Source organism: Mycolicibacterium rutilum, from assembly GCF_900108565.1.
GTDB classification, from domain to species: Bacteria; Actinomycetota; Actinomycetes; order Mycobacteriales; family Mycobacteriaceae; genus Mycobacterium; species Mycobacterium rutilum.
Window position 1 is genome coordinate 2,032,112 of sequence record NZ_LT629971.1, and the last position, 19,102, is coordinate 2,051,213.

Here is a 19,102-nt window from a genome sequence, read left to right on the forward strand (position 1 = left end):
ACCCCTGTATCGCCGTGTCCGCTACGGCGCGGTGCTGACCGTGCTGGCGATGCTCCTGCTGAGCAGCATGACGATGGGTGTCACCGCGGGGTCGGTCGCGATTCCGGCCGCCGAGGTGTGGGACATCCTTGCCCACCGAATCAGCCCGGTGCCGATGGGCGCCTCGTGGTCACCGGTGCGGGAAGCGATTGTGCTCGATGCGCGGCTGCCGAGGGTGGTGTTGGCAGCCGTGGTCGGTGCAGGGTTGGCGGCCTGCGGTATGGCGTTACAGGCGGTGGTACGCAACCCGTTGGCCGACCCCATGCTGCTGGGCGTGTCCTCGGGCGCGTCGGTCGGCGCGGTGCTGGTGTTGGTGACCGGGTTCGGGCTCGGCCTGTTCGTGTTGCCGCTGGCGGCATTCGCGGGGGCGTTGACCGCGCTGGTCGCCGTCTACCTGCTCGCCCGGGCAGGCGGTCGGATGACCACGGTGCGGTTGATTCTCGCCGGCGTCGCGGTGGCGGAGGTGCTTTCGGCGGCGGCAAGCCTGTTGATCGTCACCTCCGATGACCCGCACAAGGCGCAGTCGGCGGTGCGCTGGATGCTCGGCGGCCTGGGCGGTACGACGTGGTCGATGGTGTGGCTGCCCGGTGCCATCGTGGCAGCCGGAACCGCGGCACTGCTGGCCGTGACGCGATCGCTGAACCTGCTCTACACCGGGGAGGAATCCGCGACGGCGCTCGGTCTGGACGTGCACCGGTTCCGGGCCGGGATCTTCGTGGTCGTCGCGTTGATGGTCGGTGCCATGGTCGCGGTCAGCGGGTCGATCGGCTTCGTCGGCCTGATCATCCCCCACATCGTACGGATGCTCCTTGGTGCCGATCATCGGCGCGCCCTGCCGGCGGCCGCATTGCTGGGGGCGTCGTTCCTCATCGCCTGCGATGTGGTGGCGCGCACCATCGCCGCACCCGAGGAGCTGCCGGTCGGCATCCTCACCGCACTGGTCGGAGGCCCGTTCTTCCTGTGGTTGATGCGACGTGAGGCTCCGTCGTGAGCGCCGAGGTCCTCATCGACGACGTCACGGTGAACGTGGGTCGAAAGACGTTGCTGCACAACGTTTCGGTCCGTATCGGCGCGGGCGAGCGGGTCGCGGTGGTGGGCCCCAACGGAGCAGGCAAGACCACGCTGCTGCGTACACTTTATCGGGTCCAGAGGCCGACGTCGGGGCACGTGACGATCGGCGGCGACGACGTCTGGCGCATGTCCGGCAAGCAGGTGGCGCGCCGGCTGGCGGCCGTGTTGCAGGACGCCACCGGTGATTTCGAGCTCACGGTGTCCGACGTCGTTGCGATGGGACGAACGCCCTTCAAGCGTCCCTTCGACGGCGACAACGCCGACGATCACCGGATCATCGGCGAGACGCTCGCCGCCGTGGATCTCGGCGCATTGGCCGACGAGCCGTTCACCCGGCTCTCCGGTGGCCAGCGACAACGCGCGATGATCGCTCGCGCGCTTGCCCAGCGGACCGACGTGATCGTGTTGGACGAGCCGACCAACCATCTCGACCTGCGCCATCAGCACGAGGCACTGCACCTGTTGCGGGCGACCGGCGTCACCGTCATCGCAGCTCTACATGATCTGAATCTCGCAGCGGCCTATTGCGACCGGATCTGCGTCCTGGACCGCGGTCGCGTCGTCTCGATCGGCTCGCCGACCGACGTGCTGACCGTCGAGATGTTGGCCGAGGTGTACGGTGTCGCCGCCCGCGTCGGGGTTGACCCCGACACAGAACGGCCGCGAGTCGACGTTCTACCGAGAGTCGCGGTCCGATGAGGATCAGCGCCGAACTGTCCGATATCGCGCGCCTCGGAGGCTTTTTCGCCATTGCGGTCGGTGGGCGAACCGCCGGCTGGCAGCCAATCACCCGCTGTTATACGGACGGATTCGCCGATCTGGTCGAGGCCACCGCGCAGCGCAGCGGCACGACCGACCGGCGGGCGGCAGCGTCGTTGGTGCAGTTCAGCCTCGCATCTCGGCTGTGGTCGCCCGCGATCGCCTGCGCGGTCAGCCACGGCATCGTGCCGGACTTCATCGGTCTGCATCGCGCCGACGGATCCGCTGACCTGCTGTTGCCGGCGCCCACCGGGGTACGCGTGGACAGTGAACAACAGCTCGTCCAAGCGCTGTACGAGGCGGCGGTGCAGCGGAACCTGGAGCCGTTCGCGGATGGTCTCGGGGTCAAGCTCGCACCCGGACTGCTGTACGGGAACGCGGCCTCGGCCATGGTGGCGGCGACACATTCGCTGTACGGCATGCGGCCGGATCTGCGCGACCACGCGACCCGAGTGGCCCGGGCACTGCTGCAGACCGGCAAGCTCGCCGATACCGGAACGGTGAAGGGCAACCTGGCATTTCGTCGTCGCAGTTGTTGTCTGTACTACCGCATTGCCGACGGTTCGAAGTGTGCTGACTGCGGACTGGTCAAGCGCTGAGCAGTCAGTTCGCCGGACCGAACGTGTGGGCGGTGACTGTCCCGTCGGCTCCTGCGTTTGCGGGCAGATCTCAGCCTCGTTCGGTCGAGTTGGCTGAACCAGCGGCGATCAGTACGCATACGGGTTGGGGGGCGGGTCGGTACGCGACTGGCTCACCGCGTTGAAAATCGGGACAGTGCGGCCGCTCGGATCACTCTGTCCAGCAGGAATTTTCCCTTCGACACGGACCCAGGTGTCCTCCGGGTAAGCCGCAATCTGGAGCGCCGCCGGACCGCTCAACCGGATCCGGGCCAGTCGCGCGTCGGCCGCACAACACATGATGACGACCCGGGCCAGATCGGTGCGGCCATTCTGCTTCAAGGTGAATCCGGTGACGGTGACGAGCCTGTCGTCGAGCGTGTTCGCGGAGTCCTGCGCCACCCGCACCAAGATCTCGGGCAGCGACAATGTCGGTGCACGCTCGTCGGGAAGTGGCGGAAACGCACGGCGCAGCACCTGGGGTGAGATCTCGGCGACCGACGGGCCCGCGGCCTGCGGGCTGATGGGCGGGGGAACGACGAAGGCCAACAAGGCGATCGGCACGGCGAGCAACCAGGCGACGCCGGGCCGATGGCGGTGGTCGTGCTCATGCTCGTGTCCGTCGTAATGGGCCTCGGATGAGCGGTCCCTGATGTCGCGGACGATCGCCACCAGCGCCAGCACGACCAGCAGCGCCGCCGATGCGACCAGCCACGGCAGCAGGGACGGCTTGACGTACCGGGTGTAGGCGCCGGTGACGGCGATCATCGCTGTACTGATGCCGACCAGGAGCAGGATGGCGTTCTCGGTTTCGCGGCTCATCGCAGCACCAACATGCCGACCCCGGTGGCGACCAGCGTCGCCACCGCGAATGTGGTCGGCGCGAACCGGAGCGCGAAGCCGCGGCCGAACAGGCCCGCTTGCATTGCGCACAGTTTCAGATCCACCGCCGGTCCGACGACGAGGAAGACCAACCGAGGAAGAAGCGGCAGCATCGTCAGGCTCGCGGCCACGAACGCGTCGGCCTCTGAGCACAGCGACAGCACCACAGCCAGCAGGGCCATGGTCAGGATGCCGAGTAGCACCTGGCCCGCGAGATGCTCGTACATCCACTGTGGAACGACTACGTGCAACACCGCGGCCGCGGCGGCCCCGATCACCAGATACGAAGCGGCCTGGAGGAAATCGTGCCGGGCTGCTTCGGTGAACACGGTCCACCGCGAGCCCTCGCCGTGATGCAGTTTGGGTAGGCGTCGAGTGATCCACTCACCACGGCCAAACCGCGACCACAGGGCGCCCATGATCAGTGCCGTCAACAATGACGCGACGCACCGTGCTGCGACCATTTGTGGTTGGCCCGGAAACGCGACCGCGGTCGCCACCAGCACGACCGGATTGATCGCCGGTGCGGCCAGCATGAACGTCAACGCCGCAGCACCGACAGCGCCTTCGCCGAACAGGCGACGCGCCACCGGCACCGAACCGCATTCACAGCCGGGCAGCGCGGCGCCGCTGACGCCGGCGGTGAGGATCGCGGCCGCCGGTCTGCGTGGCAACCAACGTGCCAACCGATCTGCGGTCACGAACGTCGCGACCAGTCCGCTGATCACCACGCCCAGCGCCAGGAATGGGATTGCTTGGACGAAGATGCCACAGAACACGGTCGCGGCCGTCGCGACATCTGGTGTGTCGACTACGAATCCGCGCAACGCGCCGCCGAAGACCGCGAGCATGACTGTGCCGATCACGAGCACCTGCATCGAGCCAACCCGCCGACGCGCCTGCATCAGGACCACGAGTGTTGCTGCCGTCGAACGCTGCTAGACGAAGGCCTTGAGTTCCACGCCCTCGGCGACCAGTCGGTCACGTACAGCGGTTGCGATCTGTACGGCGCCCGGCGAATCCCCGTGTACACAGACCGATTCGACGGTGATCGGAATGGTTGTCCCGTCGACCGCGTCGACCCGGCCGGCGCGGACCATCGACGCGACCCGTTCGGCGATCTCGTCGGTGTCGTGTAACACGGCATTGCGCTCCCGCCGGGACACCAGCTGCCCGTCGGGACGATACGACCGGTCGGCGAATGCCTCGGGCACGGTATGTATCCCGAGCTGCTCGGCTTCCCTGAACAAGGCCGAACCGGCAACTCCCAGGACGGGCAGGTTCGGATCGACGGCATGCACCGCCTCGGCGACGGCACGTGCCTGATCGCTGGAGGTTACAGCCGAGTTGTACAAGGCGCCATGCGGTTTCACGTAATCGACGGACGCCCCGGCGGCCGAGGCGAGGGCCTGGAGGGCGCCGATCTGGTAGATGACATCGGCCTTGAGTTCCTCGGGCGGCACATCAATGTAACGACGGCCGAACCCGGCGAGATCCCGATAGCTCACCTGGGCGCCGATGTGCACGCCGCGCTCGACGGCCGCTCTGCATGTCCGCAACAGCAGCGCCGGGTCGCCGGCATGAAACCCGCATGCCACGTTGGCGCTGGTGACTATGTCAAGCATGGCGTCGTCGTCACCGAGGCGCCACACCCCGAAGCCTTCGCCCAGGTCGGCGTTGAGGTCGATCGTCATTCACCCGAGCTTAGGCCTGCTGGCTTGCTGCGGTGCCAAGAGTTCTCCCAGACGAATTCGTCGAGTGGCCGTCCGACCGTCCACCGGTCTATCTCGAGCGCAGGTCGGTCCGGGAACGCGGGTACCGGACCGAGGCAGATGATCGCAACGGGCTCGGCGTCGGCGGGCATCCCGAGCGTGTCGGCGAGCGCACGCGGATCGAAGATCGAGACCCAACCCATCCCGAGCCCCTCAGCCCGCGCTGCAAGCCATAGATTCTGCAACGCGCATGAGACGGACGCGAGATCCATCTGGGGAAGGGTTCGCCGGCCGAACACGTGTGTCGCCCTGTTGTCGGCAAGCGCTACGACGAACAACTCGGCGCACTCGAGGATCCCTTCGACTTTGAGTTGGAGGAACTCGTCTCCGCGCGGGCCTAGTGCCTCTGCTATGCGAAACCGTTCCTCGTCCACTATGCGATGGATTCGTTGTCGTACATCGGCGTTGGTGATCCGAATGAATCGCCACGGTTGCATCAGTCCCACGCTGGGTGCCGCGTGGGCTGCCTGCAGCAATCTGGCGAGCACGTCTTCGGGTATCTCCGAGTTCGGCACGAAGCGCCGCATGTCGCGTCGCTCGGCGATGACGCGGTAGACCGCGCGGCGCTCCGGTGCGCTGAACGCATGCTCGCTCACGCCGGTGAGCCTAAGGCCAGCGGCATCCGGGTCAACACGAGCACGCCGCTCAACCCAGGCTCAACGCCGCCGCCAGATTCGGTTCGGTGAATATCGCCTCCGGGCTGCCGGTGGCCAGCACGCTGCCGGCACCCAACAGCACGCAGAAGTCGAACCGCCCCGCCAACCCGACATCGTGGGTGGCGGCGACAATGGTCCTCCCCGAGGCCGCGAGCCGAACTATCTGGCGTGCCACCCGGTCCCGGGAGTCCGCGTCCAGACCGACCGTGGGTTCGTCGAGCAACACGACCGGCGACTCCTGGGCGAAAGCCTGCGCCAGGAGAGTGCGCTGCCGCTGTCCGCCGGACAGGGTGCCGAGTCTGCGTCGGCGAAGATCATCGAGGCCCAGTTCGGTGATCCAGTAGTCGACGATCGCGCGGTCCTCCCGGGACGGACGCCGCCACAGCCCGAGCGCACGCCATCGGCCCATCATCACGGTTTCCGCGACGGTGATGGGCAAGGCATCGCTGACCTGACTGTGTTGGACCGCGAACGCCACTCCGTCTGCCCTCGGCGCATCGATGGAACCCTGCTGGGGGAACAGCGTGCCGGCGAGCAGGCCCAGCAATGTCGACTTTCCGGACCCATTGGCGCCGACGACGGCCGTTGTCGCGCCGCCCGGTATGTGCAGGGTCAACCCGTCGAGTACGCGGGTCTCGTTGTAGCCGAACCCTACTCCGTCGACGTGTATCGCGTCGTTCATACATCCGCCTATCAATTGAAAATGATTTTCATTAATGATAAGAGTCTAGGGTGCTTCACTGGCTGACCGACCCGTTCGACTCCGACGTCGTGCTGCGCGCGCTGATCGCCGGGGTGATCGTCGCCTGCCTGAGCGCGATCGTCGGCACCTGGGTCGTGTTGCGCGGATCGGCGTTCCTCGGCGATGCCATGTCGCACGGTGTGTTGCCCGGCGTCGCATTGGCCTCGCTGATGGGCGGCAACATCTTCATCGGTGCGATGGCTGCGGCACTGGTGATGGCCTACGGGGTGTCCGCTGTCAGTGGACGATCCCGGCTGTCAGCGGACACCAGCATCGGTCTGTTGTTGGTCGGGATGTTGGCCACCGGCGTGATCATCGTGTCGCACTCGCAGAGTTATGCCGTCGACCTGACCGGTTTTCTCTTCGGAGACGTGCTGGCGGTGCGGTCGGCCGACTTCGCCTTCCTCGGCGCGGCCCTGGTGCTGACGGCCGCCGCAGCGATAGTGGGCAGGCGTGCCTTCGTTGCGGCCACTTTCGATACGCGCAAGGCCGTCACTCTGGGGCTCCGTCCACAGCTGGCTGCCGCGGTACTCACCGTGCTGATCGCGGTCGCGATCGTTGCGTCGTTCCGGGTTGTCGGCACGTTGTTGGTCTTCGGTCTCCTGATCGCGCCACCGGCGGCGGCCGCACTGTGGGCCAACACCATTCCGCAGATCATGACCGCCGCCGCGACGATCGGCGCGACGGCGGTGGGCCTCGGCCTGGTGATCTCGTGGCATGCGGCGACCGCGGGCGGGGCGACGATCGCAGCCGTCGCGGTAGGGATGTTCTTCCTTTCGCTGGCGGCTTCGACGCTACGTCGCCATGCCGCCAAGGTGGGCGCCGTTGTCGGGGCGGCGGCGTTGGTCGTCGGGTGCGGCGGAGGTGGCGATCGGGCGGTCACCACACCGCTTCCGTCCGGTGACCCCGAGGCCCCGCCTGCCGGTGCCGACGAATCGGCGGAACCGGTGACACGGTTGGTGGTGGCCGACGTCGATACGGGTGAGTCGTCCGTCTTCGATGTGCTCGACGAGGTGGAAACGGGCGTCGGCCGGTTCGGTCCGGTCCGAAAGCTCAGCAGTGACGGCAGATTCGGCTATCTGCACGGTCCTGATGAACTTACCATCGTCGATTCCGGCTCCTGGACGTTCGACCATGGGGACCACAGCCACTACTACGTGGCTTCGCCGGCGCTCGTGGGTACCGTCGCGTTGCGGGCGAACTCCGTCACGGCCAACCAGCAGGCGGCCGCTGTTCGCGCTGGTGATGGCGGGATTCGGGTATGGGACCGGAATCGTCTGGCGGAGCACGAGATCCGGGAATCAGAGGCCGACTTCGGTGTCCGTCACGATGTGGCGCAGGTCGCGCCGCGACGCGACGGCCTGCTCGTCGTCACCGAGACCGGTCAACTGCAGGCCATCGACGACAACGGTTCGGTGCGGCCGGTGGCGGGTGAATGCCCGGCGGCGACCACACCGGTCGTGCTCAGCAGATCTGTGATCTTCGGCTGTGCGAACGGCGCGGTGCGCGTCTCTGTCAGCGGACAAGAACCAACCGTGACACCCATCCCGTTCCCAGCCGGCAAACCCGCGGCGGCGTTCGGCCAGCTGCAGCACCGCGCCCGACACGACGTGCTTGCCGCGATCGCCGGCGACGAGGTCTGGGTGTTGGACAGCGGGCGGCGAACCTGGTCCAGGGTGCCAGCGGTCAACGCCGTCGCGGTCAACGTCGGGGATGACGGGGAGGTGCTGACACTCACCCGGGACGGTGTCCTACACGCGATCGACATCGCTTCGGGTGCAGAAACGTCCAACGTCAGCGTTCTCGCCGACGGCGTGCCGGCCGACGGACCGTTGCCCGCGATCGTGGTCGACCGCGAGCGCGCCTACATCAACAACGCCCGGGATCGCGAGATCTACGAGATCGACTACGGCGACCAGCTGAGAATCGCGCGCACTTTCACCGTCGATGCGAAGCCGGCACTGATGGTGGCGGCAGGCCGATGAAGCAGTTGACGCGCCTCGTCTCGCTGGCGCTTATCGCGTTACTGACGGCGTGCACCGGCGGGGGTGAAGACCAGACAGGCGATCACCACATCGTCGTGACGACGAACATCCTCGGCGACGTCGTGCGAAACGTCGTCGGCGACACCGCAGAGGTCACGGTGCTGATGAAACCCAACTCCGATCCGCACTCCTTCGGGGTCTCGGCGCAGGAGGCGGCAGCCATGGTGACCGCCGATCTCGTGGTCTACAACGGTCTCGGGTTGGAGGAATCTCTACAGCGCCATGTCGATTCAGCTGCCGAGAGCGGCGTGCCGACGTTTGCGGTGGCCGAGCACGTCGATCCGATCCCGTATGCGTCGGGCGACGCCGAAGGGCGTCGCGATCCCCATTTCTGGACGGATCCGCACCGCATGCTCGCCGCGGTGGACGCGATCGTCGAGGCTGTGCGCAAGTACGTCCCGGATGCGGACGGCGGCCGGCTCGAGGCGAATGCGTCGCGGTTCCGGGCGGAGCTGAGCACATTGGCGGACTCGATGGCGAATCAGTTCGAGACCATCCCCGCCGAGCGACGCAAATTGGTGACGAACCACCATGTCCTCGGCTACCTGGCCGCCCGGTACGGCTTCACGGTGATCGGTGCGGTCGTGCCGAGCGGCACGACGCTGGCCTCGCCCAGTTCATCGGATCTCGACTCGCTCGCCGGGGCGGTTCGGGATGCGGGGGTGCCGGCGATCTTCGTCGACTCCTCCCATCCGGACCGACTGGCCCGCGTGCTCGCCGAAGACGCCGGAGTGGACGTGGACGTGGTGTCCCTGTACAGCGAGTCGCTGGACGAGCCCGGAACGCCCGCGGCGACCTACCTGGACATGATGCGGGCCAACACCGACGCGATCGTCGCCGGATTGACATCGCCCTGAACCCAGCAGCAGAGCAATCGATGAGGAGGATCATGTACACGAGGAGATGCGTCGCGGCATCAGCGGTGCTGGCGGTGGCGATGGCCGGCTGCGGCGGTAGTGGGGACCAGCCCGAGGGTCAAGGCGCACCGGCAGAGATCAACGTCAGCGAACCTGTCGTCACGACGTATGACGGCGGTGTGCTGGTGATCGACGGGGAAACTCTCGAGGTCAAGGCCGACATCTCGAAAGACGGTTTCCTGCGGGTGAATCCGGCGGGAGACACCGAACACGTGCTGGTGTCGACCCGCGACGGCTTCCAGGTTCTCGACGCAGCGGGCGGCCGATTGACCGATACCGTATTCACCGCCGACGAGCCCGGACATGTCGTTGCTCATGGGGAGAACACCGTGCTCTTCGCCGACGGCAGCGGTGAGATCACCGTCTTCGACCCGCACCAGTTGGCCGACGGCCCGCCGGAAGTGCAGACTGCGAAGACGCCGGAACCCCATCACGGTGTCGCTGTCGTGCTCAGTGACGGGACGCAGGTCCGTAGCGAGGGTAACGAGGAGACCCGCACGGGCGCAGCGGCTTTCGATGCCGGTGGTAAAGAGATCGCAAGGAGTGCAGAGTGCCCCGGCATCCACGGCGAAGCAGTGGTCGCCGGGGAGACCGCGCTGTTCGGCTGCGAGAACGGGGTACTGGCGTTCAGCGGCGGCGGGTTCCGCAAAATCGCGAGCCCGGGTGACTACGGCCGCGTCGGCACGATCAAGGCCCATCCCGACTCCACCGTCGGCCTGGGCGACTTCAAGGTCGACTCGGAGGCTGAAGTGGAACGGACAGAACAATTCTCGTTGATCAACGCCGAGACCAACCAACTGACTATCGGCCGGTTACCCGCCTCGGTGAGCTACTCGTGGCGCTCGCTGGCCCGGGGGCCGCACGCCGAGGCGCTGATCCTGGGCACCGACGGGAACCTCTACGTGATCAACCCGGATACCGGCGCGACGGTGAAGACGATCGCGGTCACGGAAAAATGGACCGAGCCGGACGACTGGCAGCAGCCACGGCCGGCGGTGTTCGCCCGCGACCACGATGTGTATGTGACCGAACCGGCGAGCAACGAGGTGCACATCGTCGACATCGACGCCGTCGAGGTGACCAAGTCGGTCACCTTGGAGCAGACGCCCAACGAGATCAGCGGTTCGGTCGGGCACGAGCACTGACGCAGGCGGACGATGTGCGAGACATAGGTGAAAACGGTTATCGTTATCGCCATGCTGCAGCAGTCCGGAACCGCCCGCGCCCTCGCCGCCTGCGCCGTGCTCGCGGTCCCGCTCGGTCTCGCCGCGTGTTCGGGCGACGCCGAGCGGGCCGCACCGCAGGGCGCGTGCCCGGTGCCGCCGGTGGACGTCGTCGTCAGCGTCGACCAGTGGGGTGACCTGGTCTCCCAGCTCGGGGGCGACTGCGCGCACGTCACCACCGTGCTCGCCAGCTCCGCGGTCGATCCGCACGACTACGAGCCGACCCCGGCGGACGCGGCGGAGTTCCAGGGCGCCCAGCTGGTCGTGATCAACGGCGGCCACTACGACGAGTGGGCGGCCAAGCTGGCGGCCAGCACCGCACCGGACGCCCCGGTCGTCGAAGCACTGGGCACCGAAGCACATGGCACCGAAGAGCATGGCACCGAAGAACACGGGGACCACGACCACGGAGACCATGACCACGGGACCAATCCCCACGCCTGGTACGACCCCGCCGCGGTGAGGGCCGTCGCCGACGCCGTGCGCGACCGGCTGCGCACGCTGGCGCCGGACGCGGCGGGCTACTTCGACGAGCGCCGCAGCGCGCTGACCACGGCCCTCGAGCCGTACGATGACCTCATCGAATCCATCCGCGCGGGCGCAGCCCAGAAGACCTACGCGGCCACCGAAACCGTCTTCGACGACATGGCCGCGGCACTCGGGCTGACCAACCGCACCCCGCCGGGATACCAGGTCGCCTCGGCCAACGAGTCCGAGCCCTCGCCCGCCGATCTCGACGCGTTCATCCGGCTGCTCGGCGACCGCGGTGTCGACGTGCTGATCTACAACGTTCAAACCGAAGGCTCTGTGCCGCAACAGATCCGGGCTGCTGCCGAGCAAGCCGGGGTGCCGGTGGTCGAGGTCACCGAAACCGTGCCGCCCGGCACCGACTCGTTCGTCACCTGGCAGGTGGACCAGTTGACCGCACTCGCCGAGGCGCTCGGTGTCCGAACCTGACACCGCGGCGCTGGCCTTCGACGACGTCAGCGCCGCCCGCGGCGGCCGCCTGATCTGGTCGGAGGCGACGTTCGAGGTCCCACCGGGCGGCATCGTCGCCGTCATCGGGTCGAATGGGGCGGGCAAGACCACCCTGCTGCAGATCATGCTCGGGCTCATCCCGCCGGCCTCCGGTCACGTCAAGGTCTTCGGGCAGCCGCCGGGAGCGCTGAACAAGGCGATCGGCTACGTGCCGCAGAACTACGCCGCGATCTCCGGCGAGGCGATCCGCGCCCGCGACGCCGTCATGCTCGGGCTGACCGGTCACCGGTGGGGGTTCGGCCGCCCGAGCCGCGAGGACAACCGGCGCGTCGACGAGGCGCTGGCCGCGGTCGACGCCACCGCTGTGGCCTGCAAACGGCTCTCGCAATTGTCCGGCGGTCAGCGGCAGCGGGTCGCGCTCGCCGAGGCGCTGGTCTCCAAGCCGCAGCTGCTGGTGCTCGACGAACCGCTCGCCGCCCTCGATCTGCGCAGCCAACGGGAGATCGTGGCCATGCTCGAGCGGATCAACACCGAGTTCGGGGTGACGATCTTCGTCGTCGCACACGACCTCAACCCGCTGCTGGGCGTACTGACAAGTGCCATCTACCTGCTCGACGGTCACGCGCACTTCGACACGCTCGACGGCGTCGTCGACGAGGAGCTGCTGAGCCACCTGTACGGCACCCGCGTGGAGGTCGTGCACACGCCGCAGGGCGAGCTGTACATGCGGAGGGCGTGATGACCACCTCCGTCGTCGCGCTGGGCTATCAGGAGAACTGGTTCGACATCCTCACATCGGTCTTCATGCGCAACGCCCTGATCGGCGGCACCATCGTCGCGCTGGCAGCAGGTCTCATCGGCTACTTCGTCATCGTGCGCAACACCGCGTTCGCCGCGCACGCGCTGGCCCACATCGGGCTGCCGGGCGCGACCGGCGCCGTGCTGGTCGGCGTGCCGGTGGCACTCGGGCTCGGCGTGTTCTGCATCGGCGGGGCGCTGGTGATCGGCGCGCTGGGACGCCGCGCGGCCGACCGGGAGGTCGCCACCGGCACGGTCCTGGCCATGGCCACCGGTCTCGGCCTGTTCTTCAACTCCCTGGCCACCAGGAGCTCGAGCACGATGACCAACGTGCTGTTCGGCAACCTGCTGGCGATCTCGCACCAGCAGATCGTGATGTTCGCGGTTCTGCTGATCGTGCTGGCGCTGTCGGTCGGGTTCATCTACCGGCCGCTGCTGTTCAGCTCGGTCAACGCCCAGGTGGCCGACGCCAAGGGAGTTCCGGTGCGGGCCCTGTCGGTGGCGTTCATGGCGCTGCTGGGGCTGGCGGTCACCATGGCCGTGCAGGCCGTCGGCACGCTGCTGTTGTTCGCGCTCGTCGTCACGCCCGCCGCGGCCGCGATCATGCTGACCCCGCGACCGTCGACCGCGATCGCGTTGTCGACGGGTTTCAGCCTGGCGTCGGTGTGGGCGGGGCTGAGCCTGTCGGCGATGTTCAACGCGCCGCCCAGTTTCGTGATCGTCACCGTCGCGTGCAGCATCTGGGCGGTGGTGTGGGCGGCCGAGCGCGGGCTGCGGCAAACCGCCGATCAGGTGCTCATCACCTGAGGGCCGCGGCGCGTCCACTACGCTGCGGGAGCATGCCGAGGAGTCCCACGCCACGACGGCGTGCCACCCTGGCCTCACTGGCCGCTGAGCTCAAGGTCTCGCGGACCACGATCTCCAACGCCTACAACCGGCCCGACCAGCTGTCGGCCGATCTGCGGGAGCGGGTGCTGGCCACCGCCAAGCGGCTCGGCTACCCCGGACCCGACCCGGTCGCGCGGTCGCTGCGCACCCGCAAGGCCGGTGCGGTCGGGCTGATGATCACCGAACCGCTGAACTACTCGTTCAGTGATCCGGCGGCGCTCGATTTCGTTGCCGGGCTGGCCGAATCGTGCGAGGAGGCCGGTCAGGGCCTGCTGCTCGTGGCCGTCGGCCCCAATCGCGACGTGAACGACGGCACGGCCGCCGTGCTGGCAGCGGGCGTGGACGGGTTCGTGGTGTACTCCGCCTCCGACGACGATCCGTATCTCGCGGTCGTCCGGCAGCGTCACCTGCCGGTGGTGGTGGTCGACCAGCCGATGGACGTGACGGGTGCGTCGCGGGTGTGCATCGACGACCGCGACGCGATGCGCCGGCTCGCCGAACACGTTGTGGGACTAGGACATCGCGAGATCGGGTTGCTGACGATGCGACTGGGCCGGGACCGCCCGGCCGGTGATGTCGGGGCCGCGGTCGCCGACCCGGAGCGGCTGCAGACACCGCACTTCCACGTGCAACGGGAACGCATCGCCGGGGTGGTCGACGCGATGACCGCGGCCGGGCTCGGTCCCGACGCGCTGACCGTGGTGGAGAGTTACGACCATTTGCCGACGTCGGGTGGCGCGGCGGCCGAGGTGGCGCTCGCCGCGAATCCGCGGTTGACCGCGCTGATGTGCACGGCCGACGTGCTGGCGCTGTCGGCGATGGACTATCTGCGGGCCCGGGGCATCTACGTGCCGGGGCAGATGACGGTCACCGGCTTCGACGGCGTGCCCGAGGCGCTGCGGCGCGGGCTGACGACGGTCGCGCAACCGAGCGTCGAGAAGGGCCGTCGCGCGGGCCGCCTGCTGCACCAGCCGCCGCGGTCGGGGTTGCCGGTCGTCGACGTGCTCGACACCGAGGTGGTCCGCGGCCGCACATCCGGACCGCCCGCCTGAGTCAGATCCGGGTGATCGGCGCGGTGTCGCGCCAGAGGTCGCGCACCGGCGCGATGCCCTCGACGAGCATCGGCAGTTCGGGGGCCATCGCCAGCGCGGCGATCGCGCCGAGCCTGCCCGCCGCCTCGGTGACCGCCAGCACCCGCGGGTCGGTCGGGCGCAGGCCCAATTCGACCGCCGCCGCGTCATAGGCGGCGATCGCCTCGGAACCGGTCATCGCGAGATCGGATTCCACCGCGCCCGTCGTCACCAACTCGAAGTCCGACCACAGCTCGCCGTCGGGGGTGGCGATCATGTTGTGGTACGGCGCGTCGCCGTGGATGGGTTGGACGCCGGCGCCGGGGAACGCTGCCTCGAAGGTCGCGCGGGACGTGAGCACCGGCGAGATGACGTTCCATTCACGTTGTGCGCGTTCGAGATCCGCTGGCGGCAACAGTTCGGGTGAGTGGCGCAGTTGCGCGAGGCCGTCGGGGATGTAGGTGCCGAACGGTACCCAGAAGCCGAGCTCGCCCCGGTACTCGCGCAGGGCGGCGTGCAGCTGTGCCACCCGGCTCATGCGGGCGATGATGTCCGGTTCGGCCGCGGGTGTCTCGTCGACGAACTGCCAAAACGTCATCGAAAACCCGTCGCGGCGAACGGGTTCGCGCGGGAGCAGCGGGCTGGGCGCGACGACCGGGAATCCGCGGTCCGCCAGCCAGGCGGTGACCGCGAGTTCCGCACGCTGCTGCGCGGTCTGGGCGTGCGGGTCGATGCGGTAGGACGGCGGTAGGACGGTGGGCACCCGCGCAACGACCGGGGCGGGGGACAGGTGCACGATGACCGAGAACACGTCATAGAGCACGCGCGGATCATCCACGCGCAGACCGAGATCGGTGCCGGCGGCGACGGCGGCCGCGACCGCGCGGTCGGTTCGCGCGCTCACGCCGACGCGCGCGCCCGCAACAGGTACTCCAGCGCGGCGGCGACGTCCTCGGGGCTGTCGACGCGGTACCCGGCCAGCGTGTCGCCCGGCCCGACCTTAACGCCGACATCAGCTTCACGCAGCCGGCGAAACGCCTTCTCGTCGGTCACGTCGTCGCCGAAAAACACGACTGCCGTGGCGTTTTCCTGCTCGCGCAGAATCTCGACGGCTTCGCCCTTGTCGGTCTGGATCACGGCGAACTCGAGCACCGCCTTGCCGGCCGTGGCCTGTGCACCCCAGGAGGCCGACGCGTCCTTCGCGGCCGCGAGCGCGGTCTCGCCGTCGGCGGGTGAGGCGTTGCGCACGTGCAATGCGACGCTGGCCGGCTTGGTCTCCACGGTGACGCCCGGTTTGCCGGCGGCGATCTCCTCGAGTTCGGACGTGATCCGTTGCAGCAGAGCGGTATCCACCTCGTGGACGAAGCCCGACGTGAACTCCGCGCCGTGGCTCCCGACGAGGTGCACCGTCGGCGGCATCCCCGACAGCGCGCGCAACACCTCCAGCGCCCTGCCGGAGATCAGCGCGGTCGCGGTGTTCGGCAGATCGGCGAGCGCGACCAGGGCGTCGGCGGCGGCGGACAGCGGACGCGCGTCGGCCGGGTTGTTCACGATCGGCGCGAGCGTGCCGTCGAAGTCGGAGGTGATCAGCAGCCGCGGCGTAGCGGCGACCGAGGTGAGCGCGCGCTGAACGTCGGCCGGGAGCACGCCTAGATCTTAGGGTGCTCCCCGTCCCCGATCAGCAGTCGCACGGCCAGGTCGAGCCGCTTGCTGACGTCGGTGGCCGATGCGCGCCTGGTCAGCCAGGCCAGCAGGTTCGACAGCCAGACATCGGAGATGACCCGGGCGATGTGGTACTGGTCCTCGGTGGGTTCGCCGTCGCTCATCGCGCGGGCGAACATCGAATCCATCAGCTTCCCGACGTGGTCGACCTCGCCGGCCGCCGAGGCGTCGGCGAACACGAACGCGCGGGTCATGGCCTCGGTGAGCAGCGGATTGCGCTGCATCGCCCGGTTGAGCTTGCCGACCATGATGTTGAGCCGCTGGTAGGGCGTGCCGCCGGTGAGCGCGGCGCGGTCGGTCTTGGCGTCGATGCGCTCGAACTCGCGGCCCAGCGCGGAGACCAGCAGGTGCACCTTCGACGGAAAGTAGCGGTAGAGGGTGCCGACCGCGACGTCGGCGCGCTCGGCCACGGCGCGCATCTGGACGGCCTCGTAGCCGCCCTTGGAGGCGATGGCCAGCGTGGCGTCGAGGATCCGCTTGCGGCGCTCGCGCTGGGCCTCAGAGCCGAGTTCGGACTCCGAGAGCACGGCCACGTTCATCACCTGACGCGGTCGGGAGTCCGAACCCGCGTTCGGGTTGGTCGAGGCCGGGGACGGGCCAGACATGCGGCAGACAGCTCCTTCATCACGCGTTCTCGCTGAAAACGATACGCATGCCGATCCACTTTTTCCCACCTCGGCGGCTGCGGCGGCACCGATGTGTCCTGCTGTTACGGCGGTCGACTTGACGCTCGATCGCTGGCACTATTAGAACACGTTCTAGTGAGGAGCACCGCCTTCTCACCCAAACGCTAGGAGTGGACGGTGTCGGTCGCATCCCCGGGGACCATCGCTGACGAACAGTTTGCCGTGCGCGAGCTGATCCGTGACTGGGCCGCCGCGTCCAATGCCATCGCCGCCGCACGCGACGTGGAACAGGGGCAGCCCGACGCCTGGCGCAGCCCGTTCAACGGGTTAGCTCAGCTCGGCATCTTCGGAGTCGCGCTGGCCGAGGAGCACGGCGGGGCGGACGGCACCGTCGACGATCTGTGCGCGATGGTCGACGAGGCCGCGGCCGCGCTGGTGCCCGGTCCGGTCGCTACGACCGCACTGGCCACCCTGCTGGTGTCGGACCCCGGCGTGCTGGCCGCGCTGGCGGCCGGCGAGCGGGTCGCCGGGGTGGCGCTGACCGCGGACCTGCGGCTGGCCGACGGCGCGGTGACGGGCACGGCCGACTACGTGCTCGGCGCTGACGCGGCCGGCGTGCTGGTGCTGCCGGCAGGCGAGGGCTTCGTCCTGGTCGACGTGACCGCGCCCGGCGTGACGGTCGAGCCGCTGAAACCGACCGACTTCTCCCGCCCGCTGGCCCGGGTGGTGCTGGACTCCGCGCCTGCGCAGCCGGTCGGCGGATCGGCGCAGCGGGTCATCGACATCGCGGCGACGGTGATGGCCGCGGAGGCCGCCGGGTTGGCACGCTGGGCGCTGCAGACCGCCACCGAGTACGCGAAGGTGCGCGAGCAGTTCGGCAAGCCGATCGGCAGCTTCCAGGCGATCAAGCACATGTGTGCGGAGATGCTGCTGCGCTCGGAGCAGGCCTCGGTGGCGGCCGCCGATGCGGCCCGGGCCGTGTCCGAGGGCGACGACGCTCAGTTGTCGATCGCCGCCGCGGTCGCGGCCGCCGTCGGCATCGATGCCGCCAAGGCGAACGCCAAGGATTGCATCCAGGTGCTGGGCGGGATCGGGATCACCTGGGAACACGACGCGCATCTGTATCTGCGGCGCGCTTACGGTCTGGCGCGTTTCCTCGGCGGCGCAAATCGTTGGCTGCGTCGGGTGGCGGAGCTGACGCAGCAGGGCGTGCGACGCGAGCTGGGCATCGACCTGGGTTCGGTCGCCGAGCTGCGACCCGAAATCGCCTCGGCCGTCGCGGAAGTCGCGAAGTTGCCCGTCGAGCAGCGGCAGCCGGCGCTGGCCGACGCGGGGCTGCAGGCACCGCACTGGCCCAAGCCATACGGCCGAGGCGCCGGGCCCGCCGAACAGCTGCTGATCGACCAGGAACTGGCGGCCGCGGGCGTCACCCGGCCCGACCTGGTGATCGGATGGTGGGCCGCGCCGACGATCCTCGAGCACGGCACGCCCGAACAGATCGAACGGTTCGTGCCGGCGACACTGCGCGGCGAGTTGCTGTGGTGCCAGCTGTTCTCCGAGCCGGGCGCCGGTTCAGACCTGGCGGCGCTGCGGACGAAAGCCGTTCGCGTCGAAGGCGGTTGGAAGTTGACGGGCCAGAAGGTGTGGACGTCGGCGGCGCACAAGGCGCAGTGGGGGGTGTGCCTGGCGCGCACCGACGCCGACGCGCCGAAACACAAGGGCATCACGTACTTTCTGATCGACATGTCCTCGCCGGGGATCGACATCCGGCCGCTGCGCGAGATCACCGGCGACAACCTGTTCAACGAAGTGTTCTTCGACGACGTCTTCGTGCCCGACGAGATGGTCGTCGGTCAGGTCAACGACGGCTGGCGGTTGGCCCGCACCACGCTGGCCAACGAACGCGTCGCGATGGCCGCGGGCACCGCGCTGGGCAACCCGATGGAGGAGTTGCTCAAGCAGATCGCCACACTCGACTTCGACGTCGCGGGCCAGGACCAGTTGGGCGCGCTGATCGTGGCCGCCCAGGTCGGTTCGCTGCTGGACCAGAAGATCGCCGAACTCGCTGTCGGAGGCCAGGATCCGGGCCCGCAGGCCAGCGCGCGCAAGCTGATCGGGGTGCGGTACCGCCAGGCGCTCGCCGAGCTGCGCATGGAGCTGTCGGAGGGCAGCGGCGTCGTCGAGAACCAGACGGTGTTCGACTTCCTCAACACCCGGTGCCTGACGATCGCCGGCGGCACCGAGCAGATCCTGCTCACCCTCGCGGGCGAGAGGCTGCTCGGGCTGCCCCGCTAGCG

Annotated in this window: 19 protein-coding genes; 11 read left to right on the top strand and 8 right to left on the bottom strand. The window is 68.5% G+C overall.

Going from position 1 to position 19,102, the window contains the following annotated elements; genetic code table 11:
* Window positions 1–49: 49 nt before the first annotated feature.
* The 3 genes from BLW81_RS09890 to BLW81_RS09900 are packed head-to-tail and all read left to right on the top strand — an operon-like array spanning window position 50 to window position 2,468.
* Entirely contained in the window at window positions 50–1,030 is a 981-nt protein-coding gene (locus tag BLW81_RS09890) for a FecCD family ABC transporter permease (RefSeq protein WP_083410438.1), read from the top strand.
* Entirely contained in the window at window positions 1,027–1,809 is a 783-nt protein-coding gene (locus tag BLW81_RS09895) for an ABC transporter ATP-binding protein (RefSeq protein ID WP_083407004.1), read from the top strand. Before BLW81_RS09890 ends, BLW81_RS09895 begins: the two co-directional genes overlap by 4 nt.
* Entirely contained in the window at window positions 1,806–2,468 is a 663-nt protein-coding gene (locus tag BLW81_RS09900) for a (2Fe-2S)-binding protein (RefSeq protein ID WP_083407005.1), read from the top strand. The genes BLW81_RS09895 and BLW81_RS09900 overlap by 4 nt, the downstream gene beginning before the upstream one ends.
* 108 nt (window positions 2,469–2,576) lie before the next feature.
* Here BLW81_RS09900 and BLW81_RS09905 read toward each other — a convergent pair whose 3' ends face one another.
* From BLW81_RS09905 to aztA, 5 genes are read right to left on the bottom strand one after another with little or no spacing between them, the layout of a single operon-like run.
* Window positions 2,577–3,308 carry a TIGR03943 family putative permease subunit gene (locus BLW81_RS09905; protein WP_083407006.1) on the bottom strand — a complete coding sequence of 244 codons (732 nt, stop codon included), beginning with the start codon at window positions 3,306–3,308 and terminating at the stop codon, window positions 2,577–2,579.
* Window positions 3,305–4,246 carry a permease gene (locus BLW81_RS09910; RefSeq protein WP_083410440.1) on the bottom strand — a complete coding sequence of 314 codons (942 nt, stop codon included), beginning with the start codon at window positions 4,244–4,246 and terminating at the stop codon, window positions 3,305–3,307. Before BLW81_RS09910 ends, BLW81_RS09905 begins: the two co-directional genes overlap by 4 nt.
* Before the next feature lie 60 nt (window positions 4,247–4,306).
* Window positions 4,307–5,062 carry a LamB/YcsF family protein gene (locus BLW81_RS09915; protein WP_083407007.1) on the bottom strand — a complete coding sequence of 252 codons (756 nt, stop codon included), beginning with the start codon at window positions 5,060–5,062 and terminating at the stop codon, window positions 4,307–4,309.
* Complete coding sequence (gene bluB / locus BLW81_RS09920) at window positions 5,059–5,736, bottom strand: 5,6-dimethylbenzimidazole synthase (protein WP_083407008.1); 678 nt, start codon at window positions 5,734–5,736, stop codon at window positions 5,059–5,061. Before bluB ends, BLW81_RS09915 begins: the two co-directional genes overlap by 4 nt.
* Before the next feature lie 49 nt (window positions 5,737–5,785).
* A complete protein-coding gene (gene aztA, locus BLW81_RS09925; protein ID WP_083407009.1) occupies window positions 5,786–6,478 on the bottom strand; it encodes a zinc ABC transporter ATP-binding protein AztA in 693 nt (230 codons plus the stop codon).
* A gap of 50 nt (window positions 6,479–6,528) precedes the next feature.
* On the opposite strand from aztA, the gene aztB reads away from it, so the two are divergent.
* Genes aztB through BLW81_RS09960 form a run of 7 tightly spaced genes read left to right on the top strand, consistent with a single transcriptional unit; the run spans window position 6,529 to window position 14,439 of the window.
* Window positions 6,529–8,523 carry a zinc ABC transporter permease AztB gene (aztB, locus tag BLW81_RS09930; protein ID WP_083407010.1) on the top strand — a complete coding sequence of 665 codons (1,995 nt, stop codon included), beginning with the start codon at window positions 6,529–6,531 and terminating at the stop codon, window positions 8,521–8,523.
* Entirely contained in the window at window positions 8,520–9,440 is a 921-nt protein-coding gene (gene aztC, locus BLW81_RS09935; RefSeq protein WP_083407011.1) for a zinc ABC transporter substrate-binding protein AztC, read from the top strand. Before aztB ends, aztC begins: the two co-directional genes overlap by 4 nt.
* A gap of 32 nt (window positions 9,441–9,472) precedes the next feature.
* Entirely contained in the window at window positions 9,473–10,645 is a 1,173-nt protein-coding gene (gene aztD / locus BLW81_RS09940; RefSeq protein ID WP_197680363.1) for a zinc metallochaperone AztD, read from the top strand.
* Window positions 10,646–10,696: 51 nt separating this feature from the next.
* Window positions 10,697–11,680 (top strand): metal ABC transporter solute-binding protein, Zn/Mn family, encoded by a 984-nt coding sequence (locus tag BLW81_RS09945; protein ID WP_083407013.1) that lies wholly within the window; start codon window positions 10,697–10,699, stop codon window positions 11,678–11,680.
* Window positions 11,667–12,440, top strand: a complete 774-nt coding sequence (locus BLW81_RS09950; protein WP_083407014.1) for a metal ABC transporter ATP-binding protein — start codon at window positions 11,667–11,669, stop codon at window positions 12,438–12,440. The genes BLW81_RS09945 and BLW81_RS09950 overlap by 14 nt, the downstream gene beginning before the upstream one ends.
* Window positions 12,440–13,306, top strand: coding sequence for a metal ABC transporter permease (locus tag BLW81_RS09955; RefSeq protein ID WP_083407015.1), 867 nt, complete (start codon window positions 12,440–12,442; stop codon window positions 13,304–13,306). The genes BLW81_RS09950 and BLW81_RS09955 overlap by 1 nt, the downstream gene beginning before the upstream one ends.
* Window positions 13,307–13,338: 32 nt before the next feature.
* Entirely contained in the window at window positions 13,339–14,439 is a 1,101-nt protein-coding gene (locus BLW81_RS09960) for an Rv3575c family transcriptional regulator (protein WP_083407016.1), read from the top strand.
* Window position 14,440: 1 nt separating this feature from the next.
* Here the strand turns inward: BLW81_RS09960 and BLW81_RS09965 are convergent, their stop codons facing one another.
* From BLW81_RS09965 to kstR, 3 genes are read right to left on the bottom strand one after another with little or no spacing between them, the layout of a single operon-like run.
* A complete protein-coding gene (locus BLW81_RS09965; RefSeq protein ID WP_083407017.1) occupies window positions 14,441–15,361 on the bottom strand; it encodes an aminoglycoside phosphotransferase/kinase family protein in 921 nt (306 codons plus the stop codon).
* The gene (gene otsB / locus BLW81_RS09970) at window positions 15,358–16,104 is read right to left on the bottom strand and encodes a trehalose-phosphatase (RefSeq protein ID WP_083407018.1); all 747 of its coding nucleotides are present in this window, start codon (window positions 16,102–16,104) and stop codon (window positions 15,358–15,360) included. Before otsB ends, BLW81_RS09965 begins: the two co-directional genes overlap by 4 nt.
* 2 nt (window positions 16,105–16,106) lie before the next feature.
* Window positions 16,107–16,784 carry a cholesterol catabolism transcriptional regulator KstR gene (kstR, locus tag BLW81_RS09975; RefSeq protein WP_083407019.1) on the bottom strand — a complete coding sequence of 226 codons (678 nt, stop codon included), beginning with the start codon at window positions 16,782–16,784 and terminating at the stop codon, window positions 16,107–16,109.
* A gap of 198 nt (window positions 16,785–16,982) precedes the next feature.
* On the opposite strand from kstR, the gene BLW81_RS09980 reads away from it, so the two are divergent.
* A complete protein-coding gene (locus tag BLW81_RS09980) occupies window positions 16,983–19,100 on the top strand; it encodes an acyl-CoA dehydrogenase family protein (protein WP_083407020.1) in 2,118 nt (705 codons plus the stop codon).
* The last annotated feature ends 2 nt before the right edge of the window (window positions 19,101–19,102 follow it).